26 protein-coding genes, 1 tRNA gene and 1 riboswitch are annotated in these 25,723 nt (G+C 41.4%); of the genes, 21 read left to right on the top strand and 6 right to left on the bottom strand.

Translation table 11 applies throughout. The features are described from left to right. Nucleotides 1-4: 4 nt before the first annotated feature. The 3 genes from H9564_RS01125 to H9564_RS01135 all read left to right on the top strand — a co-directional run bounded on the left by H9564_RS01125 (nucleotide 5) and on the right by H9564_RS01135 (nucleotide 1,312). Nucleotides 5-523 (top strand): adenine phosphoribosyltransferase, encoded by a 519-nt coding sequence (locus tag H9564_RS01125; protein ID WP_191683742.1) that lies wholly within the window; start codon nucleotides 5-7, stop codon nucleotides 521-523. 25 nt (nucleotides 524-548) lie between these two features. Continuing rightward, nucleotides 549-1,154 carry a DUF308 domain-containing protein gene (locus H9564_RS01130; RefSeq protein WP_191683743.1) on the top strand — a complete coding sequence of 202 codons (606 nt, stop codon included), beginning with the start codon at nucleotides 549-551 and terminating at the stop codon, nucleotides 1,152-1,154. Between the two features lie 69 nt (nucleotides 1,155-1,223). Further along, nucleotides 1,224-1,312 (top strand) — tRNA-Ser (locus H9564_RS01135). A 216-nt stretch (nucleotides 1,313-1,528) separates the two neighbouring features. Here H9564_RS01135 and H9564_RS09070 read toward each other — a convergent pair. From H9564_RS09070 to H9564_RS01150, 4 genes are all read right to left on the bottom strand, one after another. Beyond that, entirely contained in the window at nucleotides 1,529-2,440 is a 912-nt protein-coding gene (locus H9564_RS09070; RefSeq protein ID WP_318241059.1) for an IS3 family transposase, read from the bottom strand. Nucleotides 2,441-2,582: 142 nt separating this feature from the next. Next, on the bottom strand, nucleotides 2,583-2,906 hold the full coding sequence (locus tag H9564_RS09075; protein WP_225209491.1) for a hypothetical protein: 324 nt from the start codon (nucleotides 2,904-2,906) through the stop codon (nucleotides 2,583-2,585). Between the two features lie 290 nt (nucleotides 2,907-3,196). Then, a complete protein-coding gene (locus H9564_RS01145; RefSeq protein WP_191683744.1) occupies nucleotides 3,197-3,490 on the bottom strand; it encodes a DUF805 domain-containing protein in 294 nt (97 codons plus the stop codon). Between the two features lie 331 nt (nucleotides 3,491-3,821). Beyond that, the gene (locus H9564_RS01150; RefSeq protein WP_191683745.1) at nucleotides 3,822-4,559 is read right to left on the bottom strand and encodes a glucose 1-dehydrogenase; all 738 of its coding nucleotides are present in this window, start codon (nucleotides 4,557-4,559) and stop codon (nucleotides 3,822-3,824) included. 236 nt (nucleotides 4,560-4,795) lie between these two features. On the opposite strand from H9564_RS01150, the gene H9564_RS01155 reads away from it, so the two are divergent. The 3 genes from H9564_RS01155 to cytX all read left to right on the top strand — a co-directional run bounded on the left by H9564_RS01155 (nucleotide 4,796) and on the right by cytX (nucleotide 8,023). Next, a complete protein-coding gene (locus tag H9564_RS01155; protein ID WP_191683787.1) occupies nucleotides 4,796-5,473 on the top strand; it encodes a ribonuclease H family protein in 678 nt (225 codons plus the stop codon). Beyond that, complete coding sequence (locus H9564_RS01160) at nucleotides 5,470-6,633, top strand: hydroxymethylglutaryl-CoA synthase (protein ID WP_191683746.1); 1,164 nt, start codon at nucleotides 5,470-5,472, stop codon at nucleotides 6,631-6,633. The genes H9564_RS01155 and H9564_RS01160 overlap by 4 nt, the downstream gene beginning before the upstream one ends. A 27-nt stretch (nucleotides 6,634-6,660) precedes the next feature. Next, nucleotides 6,661-6,769, top strand: a riboswitch (TPP riboswitch). An 81-nt stretch (nucleotides 6,770-6,850) separates the two neighbouring features. Beyond that, on the top strand, nucleotides 6,851-8,023 hold the full coding sequence (gene cytX / locus H9564_RS01165) for a putative hydroxymethylpyrimidine transporter CytX (protein WP_191683747.1): 1,173 nt from the start codon (nucleotides 6,851-6,853) through the stop codon (nucleotides 8,021-8,023). 32 nt (nucleotides 8,024-8,055) lie between these two features. On the opposite strand, the gene lexA is transcribed toward cytX, so the two are convergent. Then, the gene (gene lexA / locus H9564_RS01170) at nucleotides 8,056-8,688 is read right to left on the bottom strand and encodes a transcriptional repressor LexA (protein WP_191683748.1); all 633 of its coding nucleotides are present in this window, start codon (nucleotides 8,686-8,688) and stop codon (nucleotides 8,056-8,058) included. Between the two features lie 171 nt (nucleotides 8,689-8,859). Between lexA and H9564_RS01175 the strand changes: the two genes are divergently transcribed. Beyond that, entirely contained in the window at nucleotides 8,860-9,111 is a 252-nt protein-coding gene (locus H9564_RS01175; protein ID WP_003716916.1) for a DUF896 domain-containing protein, read from the top strand. A 74-nt stretch (nucleotides 9,112-9,185) separates the two neighbouring features. Then, nucleotides 9,186-9,410 carry a YneF family protein gene (locus tag H9564_RS01180; protein ID WP_003716917.1) on the top strand — a complete coding sequence of 75 codons (225 nt, stop codon included), beginning with the start codon at nucleotides 9,186-9,188 and terminating at the stop codon, nucleotides 9,408-9,410. A 204-nt stretch (nucleotides 9,411-9,614) separates the two neighbouring features. Here H9564_RS01180 and H9564_RS01185 read toward each other — a convergent pair whose 3' ends face one another. Beyond that, the gene (locus H9564_RS01185) at nucleotides 9,615-10,253 is read right to left on the bottom strand and encodes a lysophospholipid acyltransferase family protein (RefSeq protein ID WP_191683749.1); all 639 of its coding nucleotides are present in this window, start codon (nucleotides 10,251-10,253) and stop codon (nucleotides 9,615-9,617) included. 90 nt (nucleotides 10,254-10,343) lie between these two features. Here H9564_RS01185 and H9564_RS01190 point away from each other — a divergent pair, with 90 nt between their 5' ends. The 13 genes from H9564_RS01190 to nusA all read left to right on the top strand — a co-directional run bounded on the left by H9564_RS01190 (nucleotide 10,344) and on the right by nusA (nucleotide 25,719). After that, complete coding sequence (locus tag H9564_RS01190) at nucleotides 10,344-11,105, top strand: tRNA1(Val) (adenine(37)-N6)-methyltransferase (protein ID WP_191683750.1); 762 nt, start codon at nucleotides 10,344-10,346, stop codon at nucleotides 11,103-11,105. Then, on the top strand, nucleotides 11,095-11,367 hold the full coding sequence (locus tag H9564_RS01195; RefSeq protein WP_191683788.1) for a GIY-YIG nuclease family protein: 273 nt from the start codon (nucleotides 11,095-11,097) through the stop codon (nucleotides 11,365-11,367). The genes H9564_RS01190 and H9564_RS01195 overlap by 11 nt, the downstream gene beginning before the upstream one ends. A gap of 174 nt (nucleotides 11,368-11,541) precedes the next feature. Then, nucleotides 11,542-12,327 carry a 30S ribosomal protein S2 gene (rpsB, locus tag H9564_RS01200; RefSeq protein WP_191683751.1) on the top strand — a complete coding sequence of 262 codons (786 nt, stop codon included), beginning with the start codon at nucleotides 11,542-11,544 and terminating at the stop codon, nucleotides 12,325-12,327. 110 nt (nucleotides 12,328-12,437) lie between these two features. Further along, nucleotides 12,438-13,313, top strand: coding sequence for a translation elongation factor Ts (tsf, locus tag H9564_RS01205; RefSeq protein ID WP_191683752.1), 876 nt, complete (start codon nucleotides 12,438-12,440; stop codon nucleotides 13,311-13,313). Nucleotides 13,314-13,389: 76 nt separating this feature from the next. Further along, nucleotides 13,390-14,112: a UMP kinase gene (gene pyrH, locus H9564_RS01210; protein ID WP_191683753.1), complete on the top strand. Its 723-nt coding sequence runs from the start codon at nucleotides 13,390-13,392 to the stop codon at nucleotides 14,110-14,112. A gap of 3 nt (nucleotides 14,113-14,115) precedes the next feature. Further along, entirely contained in the window at nucleotides 14,116-14,676 is a 561-nt protein-coding gene (gene frr / locus H9564_RS01215; RefSeq protein ID WP_191683754.1) for a ribosome recycling factor, read from the top strand. A 157-nt stretch (nucleotides 14,677-14,833) separates the two neighbouring features. Continuing rightward, nucleotides 14,834-15,601 carry an isoprenyl transferase gene (locus H9564_RS01220; protein ID WP_191683755.1) on the top strand — a complete coding sequence of 256 codons (768 nt, stop codon included), beginning with the start codon at nucleotides 14,834-14,836 and terminating at the stop codon, nucleotides 15,599-15,601. Nucleotides 15,602-15,618: 17 nt separating this feature from the next. After that, complete coding sequence (locus H9564_RS01225; RefSeq protein WP_191683756.1) at nucleotides 15,619-16,404, top strand: phosphatidate cytidylyltransferase; 786 nt, start codon at nucleotides 15,619-15,621, stop codon at nucleotides 16,402-16,404. A gap of 22 nt (nucleotides 16,405-16,426) precedes the next feature. Next, entirely contained in the window at nucleotides 16,427-17,704 is a 1,278-nt protein-coding gene (rseP, locus tag H9564_RS01230) for an RIP metalloprotease RseP (RefSeq protein ID WP_191683757.1), read from the top strand. An 18-nt stretch (nucleotides 17,705-17,722) separates the two neighbouring features. Beyond that, entirely contained in the window at nucleotides 17,723-19,465 is a 1,743-nt protein-coding gene (locus tag H9564_RS01235) for a proline--tRNA ligase (protein WP_191683758.1), read from the top strand. 81 nt (nucleotides 19,466-19,546) lie between these two features. Further along, nucleotides 19,547-23,875 (top strand): PolC-type DNA polymerase III, encoded by a 4,329-nt coding sequence (locus H9564_RS01240; protein WP_191683759.1) that lies wholly within the window; start codon nucleotides 19,547-19,549, stop codon nucleotides 23,873-23,875. A gap of 113 nt (nucleotides 23,876-23,988) precedes the next feature. After that, entirely contained in the window at nucleotides 23,989-24,471 is a 483-nt protein-coding gene (gene rimP / locus H9564_RS01245; RefSeq protein ID WP_191683760.1) for a ribosome maturation factor RimP, read from the top strand. A gap of 15 nt (nucleotides 24,472-24,486) precedes the next feature. Beyond that, entirely contained in the window at nucleotides 24,487-25,719 is a 1,233-nt protein-coding gene (gene nusA, locus H9564_RS01250) for a transcription termination factor NusA (RefSeq protein ID WP_191683761.1), read from the top strand. Nucleotides 25,720-25,723: the final 4 nt, after the last annotated feature.

The following is a 25,723-nucleotide window of genomic DNA, read 5'->3' on the forward strand; positions in this document are numbered from 1 at the left end:
TCTTATGACTTTAGACCTCTACAAGTACGTTGCGAGTGTTCCAGATTTTCCAGAAAAGGGAGTAACTTTTCGGGATATTTTACCGTTAATGGCTAATGGAGCAGCTTTTAAGCAGGCAACTGATGAACTTTGTGACTACGCAAAGGATAAGCAAGTTGATATGGTTGTTGGTCCTGAAGCACGGGGCTTTATTGTTGGTTGCCCAATTGCCCGTGAGTTGCAGGTTGGGTTTGCTCCAGCCCGAAAGAAGGGCAAACTACCACGGAAGGCCGTTAGTGCAAGTTATGATCTGGAATACGGTCAAGCAACCCTTCAAATGGAAGCCGATTCAATTAAACCAGGCCAACGTGTTTTGGTCGTAGATGACCTTTTGGCTACTGGTGGTACTATTTCTGCAACCATTAAGATGGTGGAAGAAATGGGTGGAATTGTTGTTGGATGTGCCTTCTTGATTGAATTAAAGGATCTTCATGGTCGAGAAAAGATCAAGGACTATGATATGAAGGCCTTAATGGAATTCTAGTGTCAAAAAATAGGGGTAATTATTAATGATTTTCTTGATTGTTTTTGGTGGCTTAATGTTAATCTTGGGTGGCTTTTACCTTGCTAATTCATGGCAACAATACCGTGAGTGGAAAGGTGGAACGATCATCGTTGCCCTTAGTTTAGCTGCGGTTATCTATGGGGTAATTAATTTGCCAGCATTTAACCATAATAAGCAGCACTCTTCTGAAGCCCGCTCTTCTCAAGTAACGACTACTAGCGGGAGCGCAGCCTTTTCTAACAAAGCAAATATCGGCTCTGGAAATGGTTCAGCTTCTCAAGAAAATAAGGAAATGGCAATCTTGCGACAATTACAAAAGGGATATGCTAAGCTTGGGGATGTTTCTTTTGATAGTAAGACTAAGACCTACAAGGTAACACCAACCGATGGTAATACTGTCAATGCGCTTAAGCAGTTGGCCCAGGATCCAAGCCAGGCAGAGCAGATGGGTTGGAGTAAGTTGACTGATTCCTTCAAGAAGAACTCAAAGGACATCGACAAGGCAATTGGGACTGATTACTCAATCAGTATCATGAATCCAGGCGATGATAGTCAAGCTATGTATACAGCAAAGAATGGTAAGACAACTTACGACATTGCAAACCAATAATTACCTTTACTGTGGGACACAATTTTGATACAATTTGGTTGTTCGGAGTTATTTTGAATAACCAATTATGGAGAGTTGGCAGAGTGGTAATGCACCGGACTCGAAATCCGGCGAACCCGTGTAGAGCGGGCGCGCAGGTTCAAATCCTGTACTCTCCTTATTTAAATTCTATGTAAGTTTAAGGAACCTCAAATACGTTGATATAATAGCGTTTTGAGGATTTTCTTTTTTATTTAACTTTAAGAAAGACAAAGTAAGTGTTCTCAAAATGTTCTCAAATATAAAGGTTCCTTATTTTATTAGTACGGAAATGACGTGTACCCTTAAAGTTGGAACTTGTATGTTCTTACTTGTAAATTGAATAATTATTTTTCTTAGGCAACTAAATTCTGCTCGTATTGGAGTGGTGTTTGGTTGCCTAGTTTTGTCTGTATTCGTCGTTCATTATAGAAATGAAGCCATTCTTCAATTGCCTGGATTAATTCATCGCGACTTCGATAACTAGTATCCTGGCCAATCTCAGCTTTAAGTTTGCTAAAGACCGTTTCACAAGCGGCGTTATCTAAACAGGTTGCTCGATGAGACATGCTTTGTCGAATGTGTCCTTCACGCAAAAGCTTTCGCCAAGCGTGATGTTGGTAGTGCCATCCTTGATCGGTGTGAAGAGTTAATTGATAACCAGTATATGGTAACTGATCTAGTAACTTTTGCAGTGGTGTTAAGGCAAAATGGAGTGTAGGGCTTTGACCGATGGCCCAAGTTAAAATCTGCTTAGTGGCGAGATCTTTAATGACTTCCAGATAGACTTTTTGGCCGTTATATGCCTTAAATTCAGTAATGTCACAGACCATTTTCTGATATTTACGATTACTCATAAAGCGACGATTAAGCTTGTTCTTGGCCTTCTTACCGTTAGGACCCTTGGAAGAATCGTATTTGCGCCGCCGCTGATTGTATTTAGTACATTTAAGATTCATCTCATGCATGAGGCGTTGGATTCGCTTGTGATTAGGAGCTGTTTTACCGATTAGCTGATAATAAGCGCGCACTTGGGCGCTAAGTCGTCGCACTCCATACTCGGCTTCATAGTAGTTAAACAGCCCTTTGATTACCGCTTTAAGCTCAAGTTCATCTTCGTTAGGGTACTTAAACTGTTTCTGCCAGTATTGGTAAGTCGACATCGAAATTGGGAGCGCATCAATTAAGTCCTTTAACAGGTATTTAGCCTTGAGTTCATTAATTACTTGCGCAAGTTCTTTTTTGGATGCTTTCTCAAGGCTGTCAATTTTTTGAGGCGTCGAGTTGTATCTTTAATAATAAGTTTTCTCTTTGTAGAGCTTGATTCTGTTTTTGGAGTTGAAGTAGTTGTTGGTCTCGATCCTTGTCGTGTTGTGTGACCATTTTTAGGTTTCCTTCCGCGGCGTAATTCTAATAAAGCTTGCGGCCTTGCTTATTATAAAGAGCTTCCCATTTAAATATTGAACCGGGCGATCGAAAGGCAAAGTGAATACAAGTTTCAGAAATTGATGCCAAATTTTCTTGTTTCCACTTTACCAGATTCAGCCGGAAATCCCCAGTCACTTTAGGTGGATTGAGCAGTGCCTGTTTACCAAATTTTGCATAAATTCCCACGCAAATTTGAAATTCTAGTTTAGAGATTCCGTATTTGCTCCTTATAGCAGTTAAGCTAGCTGTTCCATTGGCATACTCCTCAACGGCTTTAATCTTAGTGTTAATACTAATTTTAGTCATAAAAATACCCCCAGAGTTGATTTCCAACTCTGGGGGTACACGTCAAGACTTAATAACTAGGTGGCTATTTTGGTTATACTATTCAAATTTTATTCATTTTCATTCCGCAAACTAGGGATTTCTTTATCCTCACTCTTGTTTGGGCTCCATCAGCCTTGCTTACTGATGGAGTTGGTTGGTAGGCACATAAAAACCAAGATAACGATTTCTAGGATGGCCATTAAGCCGTTGCAGAATTCGTTGTCAACATTGCCTAAGATGATTGAAAGCAACCAAGCTGCAAATAAGAATCAACTGGAGATGCCAACATCCCGAAGCCGACGAACAGTAATTGCGATTCCGGAGAAGATGTTAGCGATCCCAAAGACTGCCATTAAGACCGCGATAATTAGGATTGCTCCTAATCCCTGAGTGCTCCCGTTAATTAATGAACTAAATGATGAGACACCGCAAGCAACGAGCAATAGCCATAGAATTGCGTAAATAATTAAGTTAGCTAACACGGGCCACCAGTAATCAGCTCGCGTAGAGGTAGCCTGGTATTTAAATGAGTTTTCCCAATAATATTTATAAGCTTTAAACATAGTTTAACTCCTCCAATTCTACTATACCATACTTAGAATGCATATCATTTTATATTATTGTTAATCCCCAGTAAAATAAGGGTGTGGAAAGGATTAGATGGTTGTTTATGCAAAGGAGTTGTTTCAAATGAAAATAGTTGACAAGCCACTTTCAAAGAAGCAAAAAGTTGCTGCTGTTAGTTTAATTACCGGTGCAATTGCTTTACCAATTTGCATTTTTGCAAAGGTTCACGGAAAGTAATTCCTAATAACAACATAATTAAACTGCCGTTCGAATTAACTCGAGCGGCAGTTTATTTTGATATTAATGGTTTAAAAATTAGTTGACTAATTATTGAGCAGTGTATCCACCGTCAGTGACGAATTCTGAACCGGTACTGAAGGAGGAACGGTCAGAAGCAAGGAAGACACACATGTTGGCAATTTCATCTGCGTCCCCAAGACGGCCCATTGGGTGCAATGCTTCCAAATCAGTCCGCATTTCTGGGTAAGCATCAACCATTGGGGTATGAGCGTAACCAGGGTGAACAGAGTTAATTCGGATTGGGTACTTCTTATCGCAACAGTAGAGGGCGGCTGACTTAGTGATCAGACGAACGGCACCCTTCGCAGCGTTGTAAGAGAAGAGGTTTGGAATCCCAATTAGGCCGGCAATTGAACAAAGGTTAATAATTGAACCACCGTTTTCTTTCATGTGCTTAATGGCATACTTTTGCCCAAGCATAACCCCGTCCAGGTCAACGGAAAGAATCTTGTGGAAGTCTTCCATCTTGACGTCTTCGGCATTATCGAAGAGGAGAATTCCGGCATTGTTTAATAGCACATTTACTGGACCGAAAGTTTCTTCAGCCTTCTTGAATACTTCTGGCCAAGAGTTTTCGTCTGAAACGTCTTGCTTGATAAAGATTGCCTTGTCGCCTAGTTTGTCCGCTTGCTTTTGCCCTTCAGCATCGTCAACGTCAGTCATTACAACTTTGGCGCCTTCGTTGATAAATGCCTTGGTACTTGCAAGACCGAACCCTTTTGCTGCACCAGTTACGATTGCAATTTTACCGTCTAGTTCACCCATAAAGAAACATCCTTTCTAAAAATAAAACAGGAGAAAAAATAAAACATACCATCTAGTTGATAACGCTTACATGTTTAGAATAGCACTAATAAATAGATAAAACAACTAATATTAGTAAATAATATTTGAGTTAATTGTTGCTAACCCGATCGGTGTTTAATGCTTTGCTAATGTAGCCTGGTTAAAATTCTTCAGCTTTTCCGTTATAATTAGAGTATTAGTTTCTAAAGAGGTTGATTATGAGTAAGTACTATGCAGTAAAGAAGGGGCGGCACTCCGGGATCTACCAAACCTGGCCTGAGTGTCAGCGGGAAATTAGCGGTTATCCTGGTGCGGTATATAAAAGCTTTTTGGATATGCAAACCGCAACCGAGTGGCTTGATGGATGGGATACCGATCAGAAAAAAATAAATAAAAATAACCCTGATGCGATTTACCTTTTTACAGATGGTGGATCGCGGAACCACGGAAATAAGTTAGGCCAACACGTTAAAAAGACGGATAAAGCTGCCTGGGCATTATTGATTAAGAAAGGTGACAAGTCCTTTACCAAAACTGGTGGGGAATTTGGGGCAACGAATAACCGGATGGAGCTAATGGCATTGCGGAATGCTCTTCAAATCCTGTTGAAAAATAAGAAGCAGGATAGCCCAATTATTGCAATCCTTGATTCTCATTACGTTTTGGATCCAATTATGAAGCACTGGTTAAATGGTTGGCGAAAACGGGGCTGGAAAACAAGTAGCGGTTCGGCAGTCGCTAACAAGGAGTTATGGCAGGAGGTTGTCAAACTGTTGCCACAATTTAGCCGGCTCGAATTTCAGTGGACAAAGGGTCACGCTGATAATGATGGGAATATTATTGTTGACCACCTCTTAAATGAAACGATGGATAAGATGGGGGAAGAAAAATGAAAATTGGAATTGATAAAATGGCGTTTGCTACAACCGATGAATACATTGACTTACGGGAATTGGCCCGGAAGCGGGGAGATGAACCAGACAAGTACACGATTGGAATTGGCCAAGATCGTCAAGTCGTTGTGCCAATGAGTCAAGATATCGTAACACTAGGCGCTACGGCGGCTGAAAAGCTACTGACAAGTGAGGATAAGAAACACTTGTCGACTGTCATTGTAGCCACGGAATCAGGAATTGATAATTCAAAGGCTAGTGCAATTTATGTAAAGCATCTATTAGGCCTGGATGACTTTGTACGGACTGTAGAGTTAAAGGAAGCCTGCTACTCCGCAACAGCCGGGATCCAATTTGCCAAGGGATTAGTTGCCATGAATCCGCAATCAGCTGTCTTAGTGATTGCTGCTGATATCGCCCGGTACGGTTTGGAAACATCCGGAGAAGTGACCCAGGGTGCTGGTGCAGTCGCAATGTTGGTTACTGCTAACCCACATGTTTTGGCTCTTGAAGATACTACAGTTTCATACACCAAGGACTTAATGGACTTCTGGCGGCCACTATATGCCACTGAAGCGCATGTTGATGGGAAGTACTCGACTAACGTCTACATTGAATTTTTCCTCCAATGCTGGCAACGCTATCGTCAATTAACGGGGCGCCAACTCGATGATTTTGCTGCGCTTGCATTTCACCTTCCCTTTACCAAGATGGGGAAGAAGGCTCTTGAAGGATTACTCCAGGATGATCATTCCCCAATTGCGGAGAAGATGCGGGAGCAATTAACCGCAAGTCAAAAGTATTGTCGTGAAGTAGGTAACTTGTATACCGGTTCACTTTACCTTGGCTTGATGTCGCTATTGCAAAATGGCCAGGTTAAAGCTGGTGACCGGATTGGCCTCTTTAGCTATGGTTCCGGAGCTGAAGGTGAATTCTACAGTGGAATTTTACAAGCTGGTTTTGAAAAATACCTCAGTAACGTTAACGCGGACTTAGCTGATCGTCACCAGGTATCAATTGAAGAATACGAACAGCAATTTAATTCTCAATTAGGGATGAATCCTGATGATGTAGAGCTTGACTGGGAAAAGGATCCAGCACCGTTTGTTCTTAAGGGACAAAAAGATTACAAGCGGATTTATGGCAAGGGCGAAAATTAATCTTAGATAAAAGTGTTATACTGTAATTAACAATAAACGGGGAGCTTGTATAACAGGCTGAGAGGAAGATGTGATCTTCGACCCATGGGACCTGATTTGGATAATGCCAACGGAGGGAATTCAATTAAGAATTTTAAAGTCGATCAGGTTTTAAACCTGGTCAACTTTTCTTTATCAGGATCAAGTTCCGCTAATCATGTAAAGGATGGTGGAACTGATGCAACATAGGACATCACTGTTTGAAAATGGAATGATTTGGTGTGGAGCAGGAATCTCAATTGCCGAGATCCTGACAGGAACGTATTTGGCACCATTAGGAATGACGAAAGGAATTATCGCGATTATTTTAGGCCACCTTATTGGTTGTAGCCTTCTTTTCCTTTCGGGAGTAATTGGTGGTCAGTTACGGATTAGTGCAATGGAATCCGTTAAACTTAGCTTTGGTCAAATTGGGGCGTTGTTTTTTGCATTATTGAATGTCCTCCAGCTAGTCGGTTGGACCGGGATTATGATTTATGATGGTTCATTAGCGGCTGATGGACTCTGGCAACTTGGTCAACCGACATGGTGCCTGTTAATTGGGATTTTGATCATTTTATGGTTGGTTATTGGGATTCGACGACTAAAATGGCTTAATTTGGTTGCACTAGCTGCTTTGCTGCTACTAACGGTTGGCCTTTGCTACCTCATCTTTACGGAGCCACATGTCAACAGTCGTCTAGGCAGCCTGTCGTTTGGTCAAGGACTAGAATTAGCCATTTCGATGCCTCTTTCGTGGTTACCTTTAATTTCAGACTATACTTCGGTAGCCCAGAAGCCGGCACAAGCGAGCGGTGTTAGTGCGGTTATGTATGGGGTGATTAGTTGTTGGATGGCAATCGTTGGCTTAGGTGCAACCCTCTTAACCGGTGAAACGAACATCGCTAAAATAATGCTTGGTGCTGGAGTGGGTCTCAGTGGCTTAGCCATTGTTCTCCTCTCGACAGTCACCACGACCTTTATGGATGCTTATTCTGCTGGTGTTTCTGCCCAGACACTAAAAGTTAAGTGGTCATCCCGCTCAACTGGGATCTTGGTAACGGTCTTTGGCGTTCTGGGAGCGATTATTTTGCCGATGGATAATTTCAGTAACTTTCTCTATATTATTGGTTCCGTGTTTACTCCAATGATTACAATTCAGATTATGGACCGCTTTGTTTTCCATTTTGATAATCGTAATCAACAGGTTAATTGGCGAAACTTCAATCTATGGTTGATTGGCTTCATCGTTTACCGGTGCTTGATGCTGATCGACTTACCGGTCGGGAATACCTTGCCAGATGTTATGATTGTGATGCTTCTGGTATGGTTAGTTGAGCGCAAAAGAAAAAGCACAACAGAACTACTTTAAGTTTCTGCTATGCTTTAATGGTGATATATCTATTAGAATATATGATCACGGTATAAACCAATCACTTTCCCAAGAATTGTAACGTTATCTAAGTAAATCGGTGCCATCGTATCGTTTTCGGGCTGAAGACGGTAGCGTTTATTTTCTGGTTCGCGGTAGAAACGCTTGCAAGTGGCCTCATTATCACTCGTCATGGCGATCACAATTTCACCGTCTTTTGCAGTTGATTGCTTGCGGACGATGACGTCATCCCCGTCAAGGATTCCTGCCTTGATCATACTTGTCCCGTGAATCTTTAACATAAATAATCCAGAAGCATCCTTAATCGAAGGAGGGAGAGGGAAGTAGTCAGTGGTATCTTGAACGGCTAAAATCGGTTGACCAGCTGTGACTACACCGAGCATTGGAATCTCCTTTTGCTCTGGCTCGATTCCGAGAAGATCAAGCCCTTGCTTAGTGATTTCTAATGCCCGTGGTTTGGAAGGATCCTTTTGGAGGTAGCCTTCCTTAATTAAGTTAGTTAAGTGAGCATGGACGGTTGAGGTGGAAGAGAGGCCAACGGTTCCGCAAATTTCGCGGACTGTTGGTGGGTAACCGTGATCCTTAACGTGTTTGTAAATGCAATTTAATACGGCAATTTGTTTTTGACTTGCAGCTTTTGCCATTTTGACACCTCATTTGGCTATTGATATTATTCTTAGAATATCATAGTGAATGACGATTTTCAAACGTACGTTCGCGATAAAAGCTAATTAGTAGATATCTTGAAAATAGCTACCAATTTAGCTAAGATCAAGGTAGTAATTTAAGAATATATGGAATGTGAGGAGATAATTATGGCTGAATCTACAGACCAGGAAAAGTTATTAAAGCGAATTAATGAACTTGCCCACAAAAATAAAGAAGAAGGTTTAACGGAAGCCGAAACAAAAGAACGGGCAAAGTTAAGAAAAGAATATCTTAAGAATTTCCGTGAAGCAATGCGGAGTAATATTGAAATGATGCGGATCTTTGATGATAACGGTAAGGAAGTTACTCCGGAAAAGGTTCGTGAAATTCAACGGAAAAAGGGATTACGGGATGACTAAAATTGTTTAGCCCTTTTCAAGTCGACTACTTTCGTGTACTATTGAACAGTAACTAAAAAAGGAGGAAAGTAGTTGTGGCATTAACAATTTCATTGGTAATCCTCGCCTTACTAATCGGTTTAGTTGGCGGTTTCTTTGGTGCTCGTCGTTACATGGAAAACTACCTTCGCAATAATCCACCTATTAGTGAAGAAATGTTGCGGACAATGATGTTACAAATGGGCCAGAAGCCATCTAGCCGAAAGTTACATCAAATGATGCAAACCATGAAGGCGCAAGCCAAAAAAGCAAATAAGTAATTTTTAAAAGATAAGAGGGTGAGAAAAACGTTTTGTTTTTCTCACCCTTAATCTATTCTTAATAGTTTCAAATTTATAAAGTCTAATTACGGGAATCCTAAAGGCTAGCTTTGCGTCGTAACCAGGGCCTTAGAGCTTAATGCAGCGGTGCAAGCCTATTTGTCTCTCAAGAAGGTTAATTCCCAGATTTCTTTCAATTTATAATTAAAAGTCGTCATCTTTTGGCTTTGGTGGAACAATGTATTTGTAATTTGGATTAATTTGGTGGTCTAGTTCATCAAAAGCCTTTTGCATTTCATCTTCTAGTTTTGCCTGGCTTTCATCATCTAATTTGTTTTTGCGGTCAACATAGATTGGCTTACCAAAGGCAATGTGGCGAGGTTGTCGCTTAAACATTTCACCAAACTTGAGTGGCCCTTGATAAACAACCGGAACGAGAGGAACATTCGCTAATTTGGCAATTAAAGTAGCACCACCCTTTAACTTGCTTGAATAGCGGGAACCTGATGGAAAAATAATTGTTGATAGATCGGTCTTCCGCAGGATCTGGACTGGCTTCTTAATAACAGATGGACCGGGATTTTTACGGTCAACTGGGAAAGCATGGAGCCGTTTTAAGAAGAAGGCGTCTAAAGGATTTTTGAATAACTCCTTTTTTGCCATAAAACTAAACTTCTTTGGGTAGATCGCTAGAGCAATTAGGACCGGATCCATCCATGTCCGGTGGGGGGCAATAATGATATAATTGCCGTCGGGTATATTTTCCTTATTATAAATTTTAGCTTTGCCATTAATTAAGTTTAAAAATGGTTGAACAATGGCAACGAGAAATGAATATAGCATAAAATCATCCAATCTTAATCTGAATAATAACTGGCATTATTATGACGAAAAAATCAACTCCTTGCAAGTTTTAAAAGAGGTGAGTGGTAAATGGACAATGATAAATTACTAAAAACAAATGAACGAATTGATCAACTATACAGCCAGGATGTTCAAATTATTCAAAATCCAAACTGCTTTGCGTTTTCACTAGATGCAGTTCTCTTAGCTGATTTTGTTCGGCCAAATAAGAAGCGCCAAGCAAAAATTGTTGATCTGTGTGCTGGCAATGGGGCGATTGGCCTTTTTCTCCATCAGAAGCTTGGTGGTCACTTCACAGAGGTAGAACTTCAACAGCCGATTGCAGATATGGCAGAGCGAACCGTCAAGTTAAACCATTTAGAAGAACGTTATGATGTTTTAAATATGGATATTAAGGACGTTTACGAGAAGATACCAAAGGATTCAGCAGATATCGTTTTGTGTAATCCACCATACTTTCCAAATAATGAGCATAGTCAAAAGAACCCTAACCAAGCTTTAGCGATTGCTCGTCATGAAATTAAAACTAATTTAACAATGGTTGTCGAAAAGATGAGTGGCCTCTTAAAGATGAATGGTCGGGGATACCTAGTCCACCGTCCAGATCGCTTAGCTGAAATTTTAACGACATTAACAAGTCACCGTCTTGCTCCTAAACGGATCCGCTTTATCCATCCAAAACCGGATCGGGAAGCAAATATCGTATTGATTGAGGCAATTAAAGATGGTGGGGATGGTGGCATCCGGGTCGTTCCCCCATTAGTGGTTAATCAAGCTAACGGTGAGTACGGAACTGAGGTACAACGGTTGCTTTATGGCGATAAAAAGTAAACATTATTACATGTATGTTTTACATTGTGCCGACCAAAGCCTTTATTGTGGTTTTACTACCAATGTGCTCCGACGTTTTCACACTCATCAAACATATAAGGGAGCAAAATATACGCGGGTAAAATCACGCCACCCACTTAAGCTGATCTACTGGTGCGAATATCCAACCAAACATGATGCATTAAGTGCTGAATACCATTTCAAACACCAAAGTAGACAGCAAAAAGAACACTACTTACACTTGAGAGGAATTAGTATTTAAATTAATTCTGTGAAGTTATGGATAAAAGCTTGTCAGATGAGCCGCTTTTTTGTATACTATATTTCGGTGTTAAACGCCAATTTCACACCCAATAGGATGGTGGCAATGTGCTAATTCAGTTTGACTGCCAGAGGATTATTGGGGAGGAAAAAACATTTTGGAGGTACATATTTTATGTCTGTTGTTACTATGAAGCAATTGCTTGAAGCCGGTGTTCACTTCGGTCACCAAACTCGCCGTTGGAACCCAAAGATGGAAGAATACATCTTCACTGAACGTAACGGTATCTACATCATTGACTTACAAAAGACTGTTAAGTTGATTGATACTGCTTACAACTACATGAAGGATGTTGCTGCTAATGGCGGTGTTGTTCTTTTTGTTGGTACTAAGAAGCAAGCTCAAGACTCAATCGAAGAAGAAGCTACCCGTGCAGGTCAATACTACGTTAACCACCGTTGGTTAGGTGGTACTTTGACCAACTGGAAGACTATCCAATCACGGATTGCTCGTTTGAAGGAATTGAAGAAGATGTCTGAAGACGGCACTTTTGATGTTCTTCCAAAGAAGGAAGTTGCTGTTTTGACTAAGCAACGTGAAAAGCTTGAACGTTTCTTAGGTGGTATTGAAGATATGCCAAAGATTCCTGATGTAATGTTCATCGTGGATCCACACAAGGAACAAATTGCTGTTAAGGAAGCACAAAAGCTTCACATTCCAATCGTTGCCATGGTTGATACTAACACTGACCCAGACGACATCGACTACGTAATTCCATCAAACGATGATGCTATTCGTGCCGTTCGTCTTATCACTTCAAAGATGGCTGATGCTGTTATCGAAGGTAAGCAAGGTCAAGATGACAACAAGCAAGCTGATACTAACGACGCTGCTGAAGAACACGAAGAAGTTTCTGAAGATTCATTAAAGAACCTTAAGAACAGTGTTGAAGGTAAGTAATTAAACGATAATTAAGTATTAAATACTTGGGCTGTTTGCGTACGGACCATTGTGGCCTGAGTACCAAATGGCCTTTTTTATTAAAAAGTTAACGAAGGAGAGATCTAATCATGGCTGAAATTAAAGCTGCTCAAGTTATGGAATTACGTAAGAAATCTGGTGCCGGTATCATGGATGCCAAGAAGGCATTAGTTGCTAGTGATGGTGACATGGATAAGGCAATGGACTACTTACGTGAAAAGGGTATTGCAAAGGCTGCTAAGAAGAGTGACCGCGTTGCTGCTGAAGGTTTAGCTGACATTGCTGTTAGTGGTAACACAGCTGCTATCGTTGAATTAAACTCAGAAACTGACTTTGTTGCTGCAAGTGACCCATTCAAGGATTTATTGAAGAAGGTTACTAAGTTAATCAGTGAAAACAAGCCAGCTAACGTTGAAGAAGCTCTTGCTATGAAGACTGAAAACGGTACTTTAAACGATGACTTGATCAGCACTACTCAAAAGACCGGTGAAAAGATTAGTCTTCGTCGTTTTGAAGTTGTTGAAAAGGAAGACGGCGACAGTTTCGGTGCCTACCTTCACCAAGGTGGCCAAATTGCTGCCCTTGTTGTTCTTGAAGGCGGAAATGAAGATGCAGCTAAGGATGTTGCTATGCACGTTGCTGCTATCAACCCTGAATTCATGACTCGTGACGATGTATCCCAAGATCGTCTTGACCATGAACGTGAAGTCTTCAAGGAAGAAACCTTGAACGAAGGCAAGCCTGCTAAGATTGTTGACAAGATTGTTGAAGGTCGTTTAAACAAGTTCCTTTCACAAATTTGCTTGGCTGACCAAGACTTTGTTAAGAACCCAGACCAAACCGTTGCTGAATTCGTATCTGCTAACGATGGTAAGTTGAAGTCATTTGTTCGTTACGAAGTTGGTGAAGGAATCGAAAAGAAGCAAGATGACTTTGCTCAAGAAGTTAAGGACCAAATGAACTAAACAACGTTCGGCTAGAAAGGGCGTACTCTTTGAAGTGCGCCTTTTTTTGAAAACAATACCATTAGGAGGCAGGTTTATGTCAGACATTAAATACAATCGTGTCATTTTAAAGCTTAGTGGTGAAGCTCTTGCAGGTGAAAAGGGCTTTGGAATTAACCCACCAGTGCTTAAAGATGTCGCTAAGGAATTAAAGGAAGTCCATGATTTAGGTGTTCAAATTGCCATTGTTGTTGGTGGTGGAAACATGTGGCGTGGTGTTACAGGTGCAGAACTTGGAATGGAACGTGCACAGGCTGACTACATTGGAATGTTAGCAACAATTATGAACGCATTATCACTTCAAGATGCATTGGAATCACTTGATGTTCCAACACGGGTCCAAACTTCTATTGAAATGCGTCAAATCGCTGAACCTTACATCCGGCGGAAGGCAATTCGTCACCTTGAAAAGGATCGGATCGTGATCTTTGCTGGTGGTACTGGAAGTCCTTACTTCTCAACTGATACTACCGCTGCATTGCGTGCTGCTGAAATTAATGCCGATGCTATTCTTATGGGTAAGAATGGTGTCGATGGTGTTTATAGTGCAGATCCAAATAAGGATTCAAGCGCCGTTAAATTTGATCACTTAACCCACATGGAATTAATCGAAAAGAACTTACATGTTATGGATACCACTGCAAGTTCACTTTCAATGGATAACCATATTCCATTAGTTGTATTTAACCTGAATACTCCCGGCAATATTATGAAGGTTGTTAAGGGACAAGAAGTTGGAACCACAATTGAGGGGGATTAACTTATGGCTACAGGAAAGCAAATTTTAAACGAAGCAAAGGATAAAATGGCCAAGTCAGGCGATGCATTACGTCGTACCTTAGCTGATATCCGTGCCGGACGGGCAAACGCAAGCTTGCTTAATGGTGTTAAGGTGGACTACTACGGTGCACCTACTCCATTAAACCAAGTGGCATCAATTACCATCCCTGAAGCACGGCAATTGCTTGTTACTCCATATGACGAAAGTTCATTGGACAACATTGAAAAGGCAATTTATGCTGCTAATCTTGGTTTGACACCACAAAATGATGGTTCAGCTATCCGAATTTTGATTCCACAACTCACTGAAGAGCGTCGGAAAGAACTCGTTAAGGATGTTAAAGCTGAACTCGAAAAGGCTAAGGTTGCCGTTCGAAACGTCCGTCGTGAAGCAATGGACGACTTGAAGAAGGGTAACAAAGATGGTGACTTCAATGATGACGAATTCCATGATCTTGAAAAGAAGGTTCAAGCAGAAACCGATAATGGAATTAAGAACCTTGAAGACATTGCCGCCGATAAGGAAAAGGAATTAATGGGTTAATTTAATATCCCCGTTATTTTAGAAGAGCGAAAAGCGAGTTGGGAAACTAGTTCGTTTTCGCTCTTTTTTTAGTTAGGGTTGGCTTTTCGCCCCAATACATTTATAATTGACAAGTAGTTTTTACTTTAAATCCAAAATTTTGTCTGGAGGAACTGTTTTGTTTGGCAAAAAAGAAGTATCCTCAGCTAGTAATGCAAAGTTAGATCCAACACGAATTCCTAACCATATTGCAATTATTATGGATGGAAATGGCCGGTGGGCGCAAAAGCGTCACTTGCCACGGGTCGCTGGTCATAAGCAGGGAATGCAGACTGTGAAGACCGTGACGATTGCTGCTAGTGAATTAGGGGTAAAAGTTCTTTCACTCTATGCTTTTTCAACTGAGAATTGGAAGCGACCATCGAGTGAAGTTAATTATTTAATGCAATTACCAATCAAGTTCTTTTCAACCTTTGTTCCGGATCTAGTTAAACATAACGTCCGGGTAATGGTGATGGGAGATATCACCAAGTTACCTGCTGGGACTCAAAAGGCGGTTAACGATGCGATTAAAGATACTGCCGATTGTGATGGGATGATTTTGAATTTTGCTTTGAATTATGGCAGTCGCGATGAAATTATTCGGGCCACTAAACACATTGCCGAAAAGGTAGCCGCTGGCGAGATTAGTAGTGAACAGATTGATGAACAGCTACTTTCGCAGAATATGATGTCAGCAAAGTTAGGTGATTTAGCTGATCCTGATCTCCTAATTCGAACTAGTGGTGAAGAACGAATTAGTAATTTTATGCTCTGGCAGATTGCTTACAGTGAATTTGAATTTACTGATGTCTACTGGCCCGACTTTAATCGCGCTTCTTTGGAAGATGCCATTATTGAGTTTCAAGGACGTCATCGTCGTTATGGCGGCTTAAAAAATAATTAAGTTTGGGGAGAAAAACATTGAAAACACGGATAATTACTGCTGTTGTTGGTTTAGCGATCTTCATTCCGCTAATTGTTTATGGTCATTGGCCATTAACAATTGCCGCAATTGTGCTGGGCATTGTTGCAATGAGTGAAATCCTGGCAATGAAGAAAATGTTTCTGATTTCGTTTGAGGCCATTGTCTCTTACTTAGGAGTGGCATTATTAGTCCTTCCTGATGGTTGGCTAGATTTCTTACCTAGTGTCGCTACCCGGTGGTTTGCATTTTACTTTTTAGTAATCTTGTTGCTATTACATACCGTAATTCGTAAACAGCGTTTTACCTTTGATGATGCTGGGGTATTAACGTTAGCGATGCTTTACATTGGCCTTGGTTTTCGTTACTTTGTAGAAGCACGGGCCATAAACTTCCAAACATTGTTGTATGGGATGTTAATTGTCTGGATTACCGATAGTGGGGCTTACCTTATTGGACGAAAAATCGGAAAGAATAAGTTGGCACCAAAGATTAGTCCTAATAAGACTTGGGAAGGTTCAATTGGCGGAACGGTTGCCGCAACAATCATTCTTGCTATTTACCTATACTTTATTCCGGTTGGTGGTTCATTTATCCCAATGGTTTGCTTGACGTTAGTCTTATCAATTATGGGACAATTTGGTGATCTGATTGAATCATCACTCAAGCGCTTTTATGGTGTGAAGGATTCCGGAAAGATTCTACCAGGACATGGTGGTATTCTTGACCGGTTTGATAGTATGTTAATCGTTATGCCGATGATGCACCTCTTAGGTATTATTTAATTCTGAAAGAAGAAGGGATTTTGTGATAATAACAATCATCACCTTTATAATCGTTTTCGGAATATTAGTCTTAGTTCATGAATTTGGACACTATTATTTTGCAAAACGTGCGGGAATCCTCGTCCGTGAATTTTCAATTGGGATGGGGCCCAAGATCTGGTGGAAACAATCCGGTGGAACAACTTACACGATCCGGATTTTACCATTAGGTGGTTATGTTCGCCTTGCTGGTGCAGATGACGAGGATGAAGATGAATTACGTCCTGGGACGCCAGTAACAATTCAATTAAACGATCAAGACCTTGTTACTAACATTAACGCAAGTCAAAAGACAACCCTTTTTCAAGGAATCCCACTACAAGTTGTTGATTCTGATTTAGTCAATGGCTTGTGGATTAAGGGATATGTTAATAGTGATGAGAATGATCTTAAGACGTATAATATTGCTCATGATGCTTTGATTACGGAACACGATGGGACTGTTGTCCAAATTGCGCCAAAGGATGTTCAGTTTAACTCAGCTAGTTTGCCAGCCCGGATGATGACCAACTTTGCGGGACCGATGAATAACTTTATCTTATCTCTTGTCGTTTTCATTATTCTTGGTTTCCTTCTCAGCGGGGGTGTTCCGGTAAATAGCAATAAGATTGGCCACGTTAATTCAAACTCAATTGCAGCTCGTGAAGGGCTTGCAAGTGGTGATCGAATTACCCGTGTTAATCATACTAAAATTGAGAACTGGACAGATCTTTCGACCGCAATTTCAACTCATCCTGGAAAAAAGATTACGGTAAATTATGAGCACAATGGTAAACAGCACACCACTTCAATGGTTCCTAAGACTGTTAAACAATCAAATCAAAAGATTGGTCAAATTGGGATCCTTGAAGAAACGGATAAGAGTTTCTCAGCCCGAATTAATTTCGGCTGGCAACGATTTGTTGAAGCCGGAACATTAATCTTTAGTGTCCTCGGTCATATGTTTACCCATGGTTTCTCATTAAATGATCTTGGGGGACCAGTTGCTATTTATGCTGGAGCATCACAGGCAACATCACTTGGTTTTACGGGAGTATTGAACTTCTTAGCATTACTTTCGATTAACTTGGGGATTGTTAACTTGTTGCCAATTCCAGCTCTTGATGGTGGGAAATTATTACTAAACATCATCGAAGCGATTATCCGGCGCCCAATTCCAGAAAAGGCTGAAGGAATTGTGACGATGATCGGCTTTTTCTTGCTATTAGTATTAATGATTTTGGTTACGTGGAATGACATTCAACGTTATTTCATTCGATAAGGGAAAAGGAGTATTTGTATGCTACAATCAAAGATTTTAATTCCAACAAAAAAGGAAGCACCAAGTGATGCAGAGGCACTTAGTCATAAGATGATGGTTCGGGCTGGGTATATTTACCAAGTTTCCGCTGGTGTCTGGGCTTACTTGCCAATGGCTTACCGGGTTATTCGGAAAGTTGAAAATATTATTCGCCAAGAAATGGATAAAGCAGGTGCCGTTGAAATGATGATGCCAGCATTACTTCCTGCTGACTTATGGAAGGAATCTGGTCGGTACGAAAGCTATGGCGATAACCTCTTTAAACTAAAGGATCGTCGTGATCGCGATTTCATTATGGGACCAACTCATGAAGAAACCTTTACTGAAGTTATCCGGGATAGCATTAAGTCTTACAAGAAGTTACCCCTTGTTGTTTACCAATTGCAAGATAAGTTCCGTGATGAAGATCGTCCACGTTATGGAATCCTCCGTGGTAAAGAATTTGAAATGCTTGATGGTTACTCATTCTCTGCTGACCAAGCAGGATTGGATCAAGCATATGATCTTCAAGCTAAGGCTTACCGGAACATCTTTGACCGGATTGGCTTGAACTATAAGGTAATCTTGGCTGATTCAGGTACAATGGGTGGTAAGAACTCTCAAGAATTCTCCGCTCCAGCCGAAGTTGGGGAAGATATTATTGCTTATACTGACGGTGACTACGCTGCAAACTTGGAAAAGGCTACTAGCAAGTTCACTGGGGTTCAACAAACTGATGAACCCAAGGAACTTGAAAAGAAGCCAACTCCTGGCGCTCACAGTGTAGATGAAGCGGCAGAAAGCCTTGGGATTGATTCAAACCAAATCATTAAGACAATGTTCTACATTGCTAAGATGAGTGAAGAAGAATCAGAACCAGTTCTCGTTTTAATGCGTGGTAACGATGAAGTTAACGAAGCAAAGTTGAAGGATGAACTGGGTTGTGAGGAATTAACTCTGGCTAGTGAAGAAGATGCTGTGAAGTACCTTGGTGCACATCCAGGTTCACTTGGACCAGTTAATGTTGATGACAACATTAAGGTTTATGCTGATAATTACGTTAAGGTAATGGTTAACATGGCTTGTGGTGCAAATGAGGATGGTTACCACTACATTAACGCTAATATTGACCGGGACTTCCGTGTTGATAAATTTGGTGATTTCCGGAACGTTAAGGAAGGTGAAATTGCCCCAGACGGCCACCCAATTAAGTTCACTCCCGGAATCGAAATTGGTCACATCTTTAAATTAGGGACTCACTACTCCCATAAGCTTGGCGCTCAAGTCCTTGATAATAACGGTCGCTTAGTGGACGTTATTATGGGAAGTTACGGAATCGGTGTTAGTCGGTTACTTTCTGCGGTTGCGGAACAAACTGCTGACGAAAATGGTTTGGTTTGGCCTGATAGTATTGCCCCATTTGATGTTCACGTTATTCCTGTAAATGCCAAGAAGGCTGACCAAATGGAAATGGCTAATGAAATCACTGCTAACTTAGAAAAAGCTGGTTATGAGGTTCTGTTAGATGATCGTAAAGAGCGTGCCGGTGTCAAGTTTGCTGATTCTGACTTGATTGGGTTACCAATTCGGGTTACTGTTGGTAAAAAGGCTGCCGACGGGATTGTTGAAATTAAGATTCGGAAGACTGGTGAAACAGTCGAAGTTAAGACCGAAGAAGTTGCTGATACTGTTGGTATTTTGCTTAAGCAACTTAGTGGACAAGATGCTAATGAAGCTAAATAATTAGTCTAATCATTAATTTGTGGTAGCGATGGTAAAGTTTAACTTATCAACGCACCACTTTTTTATTGTAGGAGGATACAAGTGAGCTTATCGCGACAAGAATTATTTCAAAAGTTACTTGAACAAATTCACTTTCCAGAAAAAGATAATCCGGCCTTTCGTGATGCAAAGGTTCAATCAGTTGTGGTGCATAAGGATTCACGACTATGGGAATTTCATTTAATGATACGCCAACCATTACCGTTTAACCTCTTTAATGATTTTGGAAATGCCTTAAAAATGGGTTTTCGTGACATTGCCAATACACAGGTAAAAATTAGTAGTCCGATGACTGACCTTGATTCTAAGTTAATTGGAGATTACTGGGAATATGTAGTTCGTCATACTGCTCCTGATTCACCAATGACCCAGCAAGTTTGCACCCAGACTGCACCAGAAGTAAAAGATGGTCGGGTTACCCTTGTTATTGAAAACGAAATGATGAAGGAATTCCTTACTAAGAACGTTCTTGGAAAAATTGAAGAGTACTACGTTGAGCTTGGTTTTCCTAAGTTTCGGATTCACCCCTTTGTTGACGAGTCAGCTTCTGAAGCACGGATTAAGGAGCTAAAGGCTAAGCATGAAGCTGCGGATGCTAAACTGGCGGCTAAGGCAATGGAGCAGATTAAAAAGAATAATGTTGCCAAAAAGAAAAAGCAGCAAAAGGCGGTTGCTCCTGCCGACGGGCCAGTTCAACTTGGTCGGCTAATAAATGATTCTCAAGAAGTTAAGCAGATGAAGGACATCGTTGAAGAAGAACGCTCGGTCGTTGTTGAAGGATATGTTTTCAATACCGAGGTCCGTGAATTACGTTCGGGAAGACAACTGCTTACTTTTGAAATTACCGATTATACTTCATCATTTGCCGTAAAGAAGTTCTCCCGGAATGAGGCAGATGAGGCCCAATTTGCTAATATTAAAGCTGGCATGTGGCTTAAGGTTCGCGGACCTGTCCAAGAGGATACCTGGATGCATGATTTAGTTATTAATGCATTTGACGTGAATGAAATTAAACATGAGGAACGTCAAGATAAGGCTCCTGCTGACGATAAGCGGATCGAACTTCATGCTCACTCTGAAATGAGCCAAATGGATGCCACTAATTCAATTACCGAACTGGCTGGTCGAGCTCATTCATGGGGACATCCTGCAATCGCAATTACGGATCACGCCGACGTTCAGGCCTTTCCGGAAGCATTTAAGGCGGCCAAAAAGTTTGGAATAAAGATGCTCTATGGTGTTGAGGCCAACGTTGTTGATGATGGGATTCCGTTAGTTTATAACGAAAATGACACCCCTCTTGATGGTCAAACATACGTTATCTTTGACGTGGAAACAACGGGTCTTTCCGCAATTTATGATAAAGTAATTGAACTTTCTGCTTCAAAGATGAAAGATGGTGAAGTCTTAGAGCGGTTCGATGAATTTATTGATCCTGGTTTCCCACTTTCTGAAGAAACTACCAATTTAACATCAATTACCGATGAAATGGTCAAAGGATCGAAAAGTGAGGAAGAGGTCTTTAAAATGTTTAAAGACTTCTGTAAGGGCTGCATCATTGCCGGACATAACGTTTCCTTTGATATGGGGTTCATGAATACCGGATATCGACGGCACAATATGGAGGAAATTACAGCACCAGTTATTGATACTCTTCCTCTTGCGCGCTTTCTTTACCCTCACATGCGGGGTTACCGGTTAAATACTCTGAGTAAAAAGTTTAAGGTTGCGCTTGAACACCACCACCGGGCAAATTACGATGCTGAAGCGACCGGAAAACTGCTCCACATTTTCTTGAAGGATGCAGAAAAGCGTTATGGGATTAAGAAAATTAGTGAACTAAATAAGCATATGGCAGATAATGATGCTTACCGCCATGCGCGACCATTCCATGTTACTATTTTGGCCCAGACTCAAGCGGGGTTGAAGAACCTCTATAAGTTAGTTTCGATGTCGAATGTTAAATACTTTGCCCGGGTGCCACGGATTCCCCGGAGTGTTCTAACTAAGTACCGGGAAGGCTTGCTTTTGGGTACTGCGTGTTCATCTGGTGAAGTGTTTACCGCAATGATGGAAAAGGGCTTCACGGAGGCCGAACAAAAGGCGAAATACTATGACTTTATTGAAGTTCAACCGAAGCCCAATTACCTTCCGTTGATGGAACAAAAGGTGATTGCTGATGATGCTCACCTTGAAGATATTTTGAAGAACATGGTTAAACTTGGTGAGAACCTAGATAAGCCAGTTGTTGCAACGGGGGATGTCCATTATTTGGATGCCCATGATGCAATTTACCGGAAGATTTTAATTAATTCCCAGGGGGGTGCAAATCCACTAAACAGAACGAGTCGGCCGGATGTTCATTTCAGGACAACCGACGAAATGCTAAATGAATTTAGCTTCCTTGGTGATGATCTGGCACACCAAATTGTTGTTACGAATACCCATAAAGTTGCGAATATGATTGATGATGATATCAGTCCAGTCAAGGATAAACTTTATACGCCACACATGAAGGGTGCAGAACAAGAAATCCAGGACCGGACCTGGGATACCGCTAAAAGGTGGTATGGCGATCCGTTGCCAAGAATTGTCAAGGACCGGGTTGAACTTGAGCTAAATAGTATCGTTAAAAACGGGTTCTCAGTTATCTACTTAATTGCCCAGAGGTTGGTAGCAAAGTCGAATAAGGACGGATACCTGGTAGGTTCTCGTGGTTCTGTTGGTTCGAGTGTGGTTGCAACCCTTTCTGGAATTACGGAAGTTAACCCGTTGCCACCACATTACCGGTGTCCAAAGTGTCACTATTCTCACTTCTACACTAAGGGGGAATATAGTTCTGGCTTTGACCTTCCTGAAAAGAATTGTCCGCGTTGTGGGACATTATTGGTTAAAGATGGTCATGATATCCCATTCCAAACTTTCTTAGGGTTTAAAGGGAATAAGGTTCCGGATATTGATTTGAACTTCTCCGGAGATTACCAACCGATTGCCCATAATTACATGAAGGTTCTGTTCGGTGAAAAGAACGTATTCCGTGCGGGAACGATTGGTACGGTCGCTGATAAGACTGCTTACGGGTACGTTAAAGCTTACGAACGAGACACCGATAAGCAGTTCCGGGGGGCAGAAGAGGATCGTCTTTCCCACGGTGCCACTGGGGTAAAACGGACGACTGGTCAGCACCCAGCGGGAATTATTATTGTTCCCGATGATATGGAGATCTATGATTTTACACCGGTTCAGTACCCAGCAGATGATCAAAATGCTGCCTGGGAAACAACCCACTTTGATTTCCACTCAATCCACGATAATATTTTGAAGATGGATATCCTGGGACATGATGACCCAACGATGATTCGTGCGCTCCAGGATTTATCTGGTGTTGATCCACAAACCATTCCAATGAATGACCCTGGTGTGATGAGCCTCTTCTCTAGTCCTAAAGCCTTAGGAGTTACCGAAGAACAAATCCAAAGTAAGACAGGGACACTTGGATTGCCAGAGTTCGGGACCCGTTTTGTGCGGGGGATGCTTGAAGATACCCACCCGAAAAATTATTCTCAGTTATTACAGATTTCTGGACTTTCTCATGGGACAGGTGTGTGGTTGGATAATGCACAAGAGCTGATTAAACAAGGAGTCGCAACGATTGCCAACGTGATCGGATGTCGTGATAACATTATGACCGACTTGATTCACTATGGCCTTGATTCTGAAACGTCCTTCCAGGTGATGGAATCAGTGCGGCACGGACGCGGTATTCCAGATGAATGGCAAAAGAAGATGCGGGACGTAAATGTTCCACAATGGTACATGGATTCTTGCCTGAAGATTAAGTACATGTTCCCGCGGGCTCACGCGGCAGCCTATGTCTTAATGGCATTACGAATTGCCTACTTTAAGGTTTACTTCCCGCTAGTTTATTACTGTGCATTCTTCTCTGTTCGAGCTGATGATTTCGATGTCGTTGCCATGTCTCACGGTAAGGATGCGGTTAAGACACGGATGAAAGAAATCAACGACCAAGGGAATGATGCTAGTGCAAAGGATAAGAGTTTATTAACAATCCTTGAATTGGCAAATGAAATGCTAGAGCGGGGCTTTAAGTTCAAGATGGTTGATCTCGAACGGTCAGATGCAAGTGACTGGTTAATTGATGGTGATTCATTAATTGCGCCATTCCGGGCAGTCCCTGGTTTAGGGTTAAACGTTGCTAAGCAAATTGTTGCTGCACGGGAAGAAAAGAAATTCTTGTCCAAGCAGGACCTTGCTGAACGGGGAAAGGTTTCACAAACAATTATTGACTTCCTAACACAGAATCATGTTCTGGATGGTCTACCTGATGAAAACCAGCTAAGCCTCTTCTAAGCATTGCGGCTTGCTAGTTGTAATTGTTCATGCTATAATATACATGGTAAATAACTCGTTGGAGTGAGCAGAGATGCTCGCTCTTTTTATTGCAAACAATGGAGGTGACGCAGTTGAGCAGTGTCGTTGAAACAGTAACTGAATTAGCAAAACCAATCTTAGCAAAGCATGGTTGCTACCTTTATGATCTTGAATTCGTTAAGGAAGGTAAAAGCTGGTACTTACGGGTTTATGTTGATAAGGATGGGGGAGTAACTCTAGAAGACTGTGCGGATATTAGTGATGAATTGAGTGAAGCACTCGACAATACTGAACCGGATCCGATCCCTCAAGCATATTTCCTTGAGGTTTCTTCACCAGGTGCCGAACGGCCATTGAAGAAGGAAGCCGACTATGAGCGAGCAGTGAATGATTATATTCACGTTTCCCTTTACCAACAAGTTGAAGGGAAGAAGGCTTATGAAGGAACATTAGTTGACCTTAAGCCGGATGAATTAACATTGGAATACATGGATAAGACCCGTCGGCGCCAAGTAAAAATTGACCGTAAAGTGATCGCACAAGCACGGTTAGCAATCGACTTTAGTAAGATTTAAAGGGAGTGTTAAAAGGTGAGCAAAACAAAAGTAAACACTGAAATGATCGCCGCTCTTGATTACCTTGAAAAGGAAAAAGGGATCAAGAAGGATGTTGTAGTTGAGGCTTTGGAACAAGCTCTAGAATTAGCTTATAAGCAAAACTACGGTGAAAAGAACGTTGAAGTAGACTTTGACGGAGTTACCGGTAACATTAAGGTTTATGCCGTTAAGACTATTACCGATAATGAAGACCTGGTCGAAGAAGACGATAACGAATACATGAGCCTTGCTGATGCACGAAAGTTGCCTCACGGTCAAGGATACGATGTTGGTGACGAAATCCGTGAAGAAGTTACCCCACGTGATTTCGGTCGAATTGCTGCACAAACTGCCAAGCAAGTAGTTATGCAACGGTTGCGTGAAGAAGAACGGAAGATCATTTACAACAAGTACAAGACTTACGAAAACGAAATCATCACTGGTGAAGTTTCCCGTGAGGATAAGCGCTTTACGTGGGTTGATCTTGGTGATGGTGTTGAAGGTGCAATGGGTTATCGTGACAAGATGCCAAATGAACACTACCACATCCATGACCGGATCCAGGTTTATGTTTCAAAGGTAAATGATGATCGTCGTGGTCCACAAATCTTCGTTAGTCGGACAGCCCCAGAATTATTAAAGCGGCTATTTGAACGTGAAGTTCCTGAAATTAAGGATGGAACTGTTTTAATTGAAAATATTGCGCGGGAAGCTGGAGATCGAGCTAAGGTTGCCGTGTACTCAAATGATCCAAACGTTGATCCTGTTGGTACTTGTGTAGGCCCTCGAGGTTCACGTGTTCAAGCCATTGTTAATGAACTTGATGGTGAAAACATGGATATTGTTGAATATGTTAAGGATCCAGCACAATTTATTGCTAATGCACTTAATCCAGCAGAAGTTCTCGATGTGATCTTTAACGAACCAGAATCACCAACAACTGAAGAACAACCTGCAGAAGAAGCAAGTGATGATTCAGCAGCTACTGAAAGTAGTGAAGTATCAAGTGAAGAAAATTCAGAAGCACCAGCAACAATTACTTCTGTAGAACGCTCTTGTACCGTTGTTGTTCCTGACAGTCAACTTTCTCTTGCAATTGGTAAGCGGGGACAAAATGCTCGGTTAGCTGCACGTTTGACAAAGTACAAGATCGACATTAAGCCAGCTTCTGAAATGGAAGATAGTGCCGATGTAGACGAAGACGAAACTGACGCTTCAGAAGAATAAAGCA

The organism is Limosilactobacillus avistercoris (assembly GCF_014836425.1).
Lineage (GTDB): Bacteria > Bacillota > Bacilli > Lactobacillales > Lactobacillaceae > Limosilactobacillus > Limosilactobacillus agrestimuris.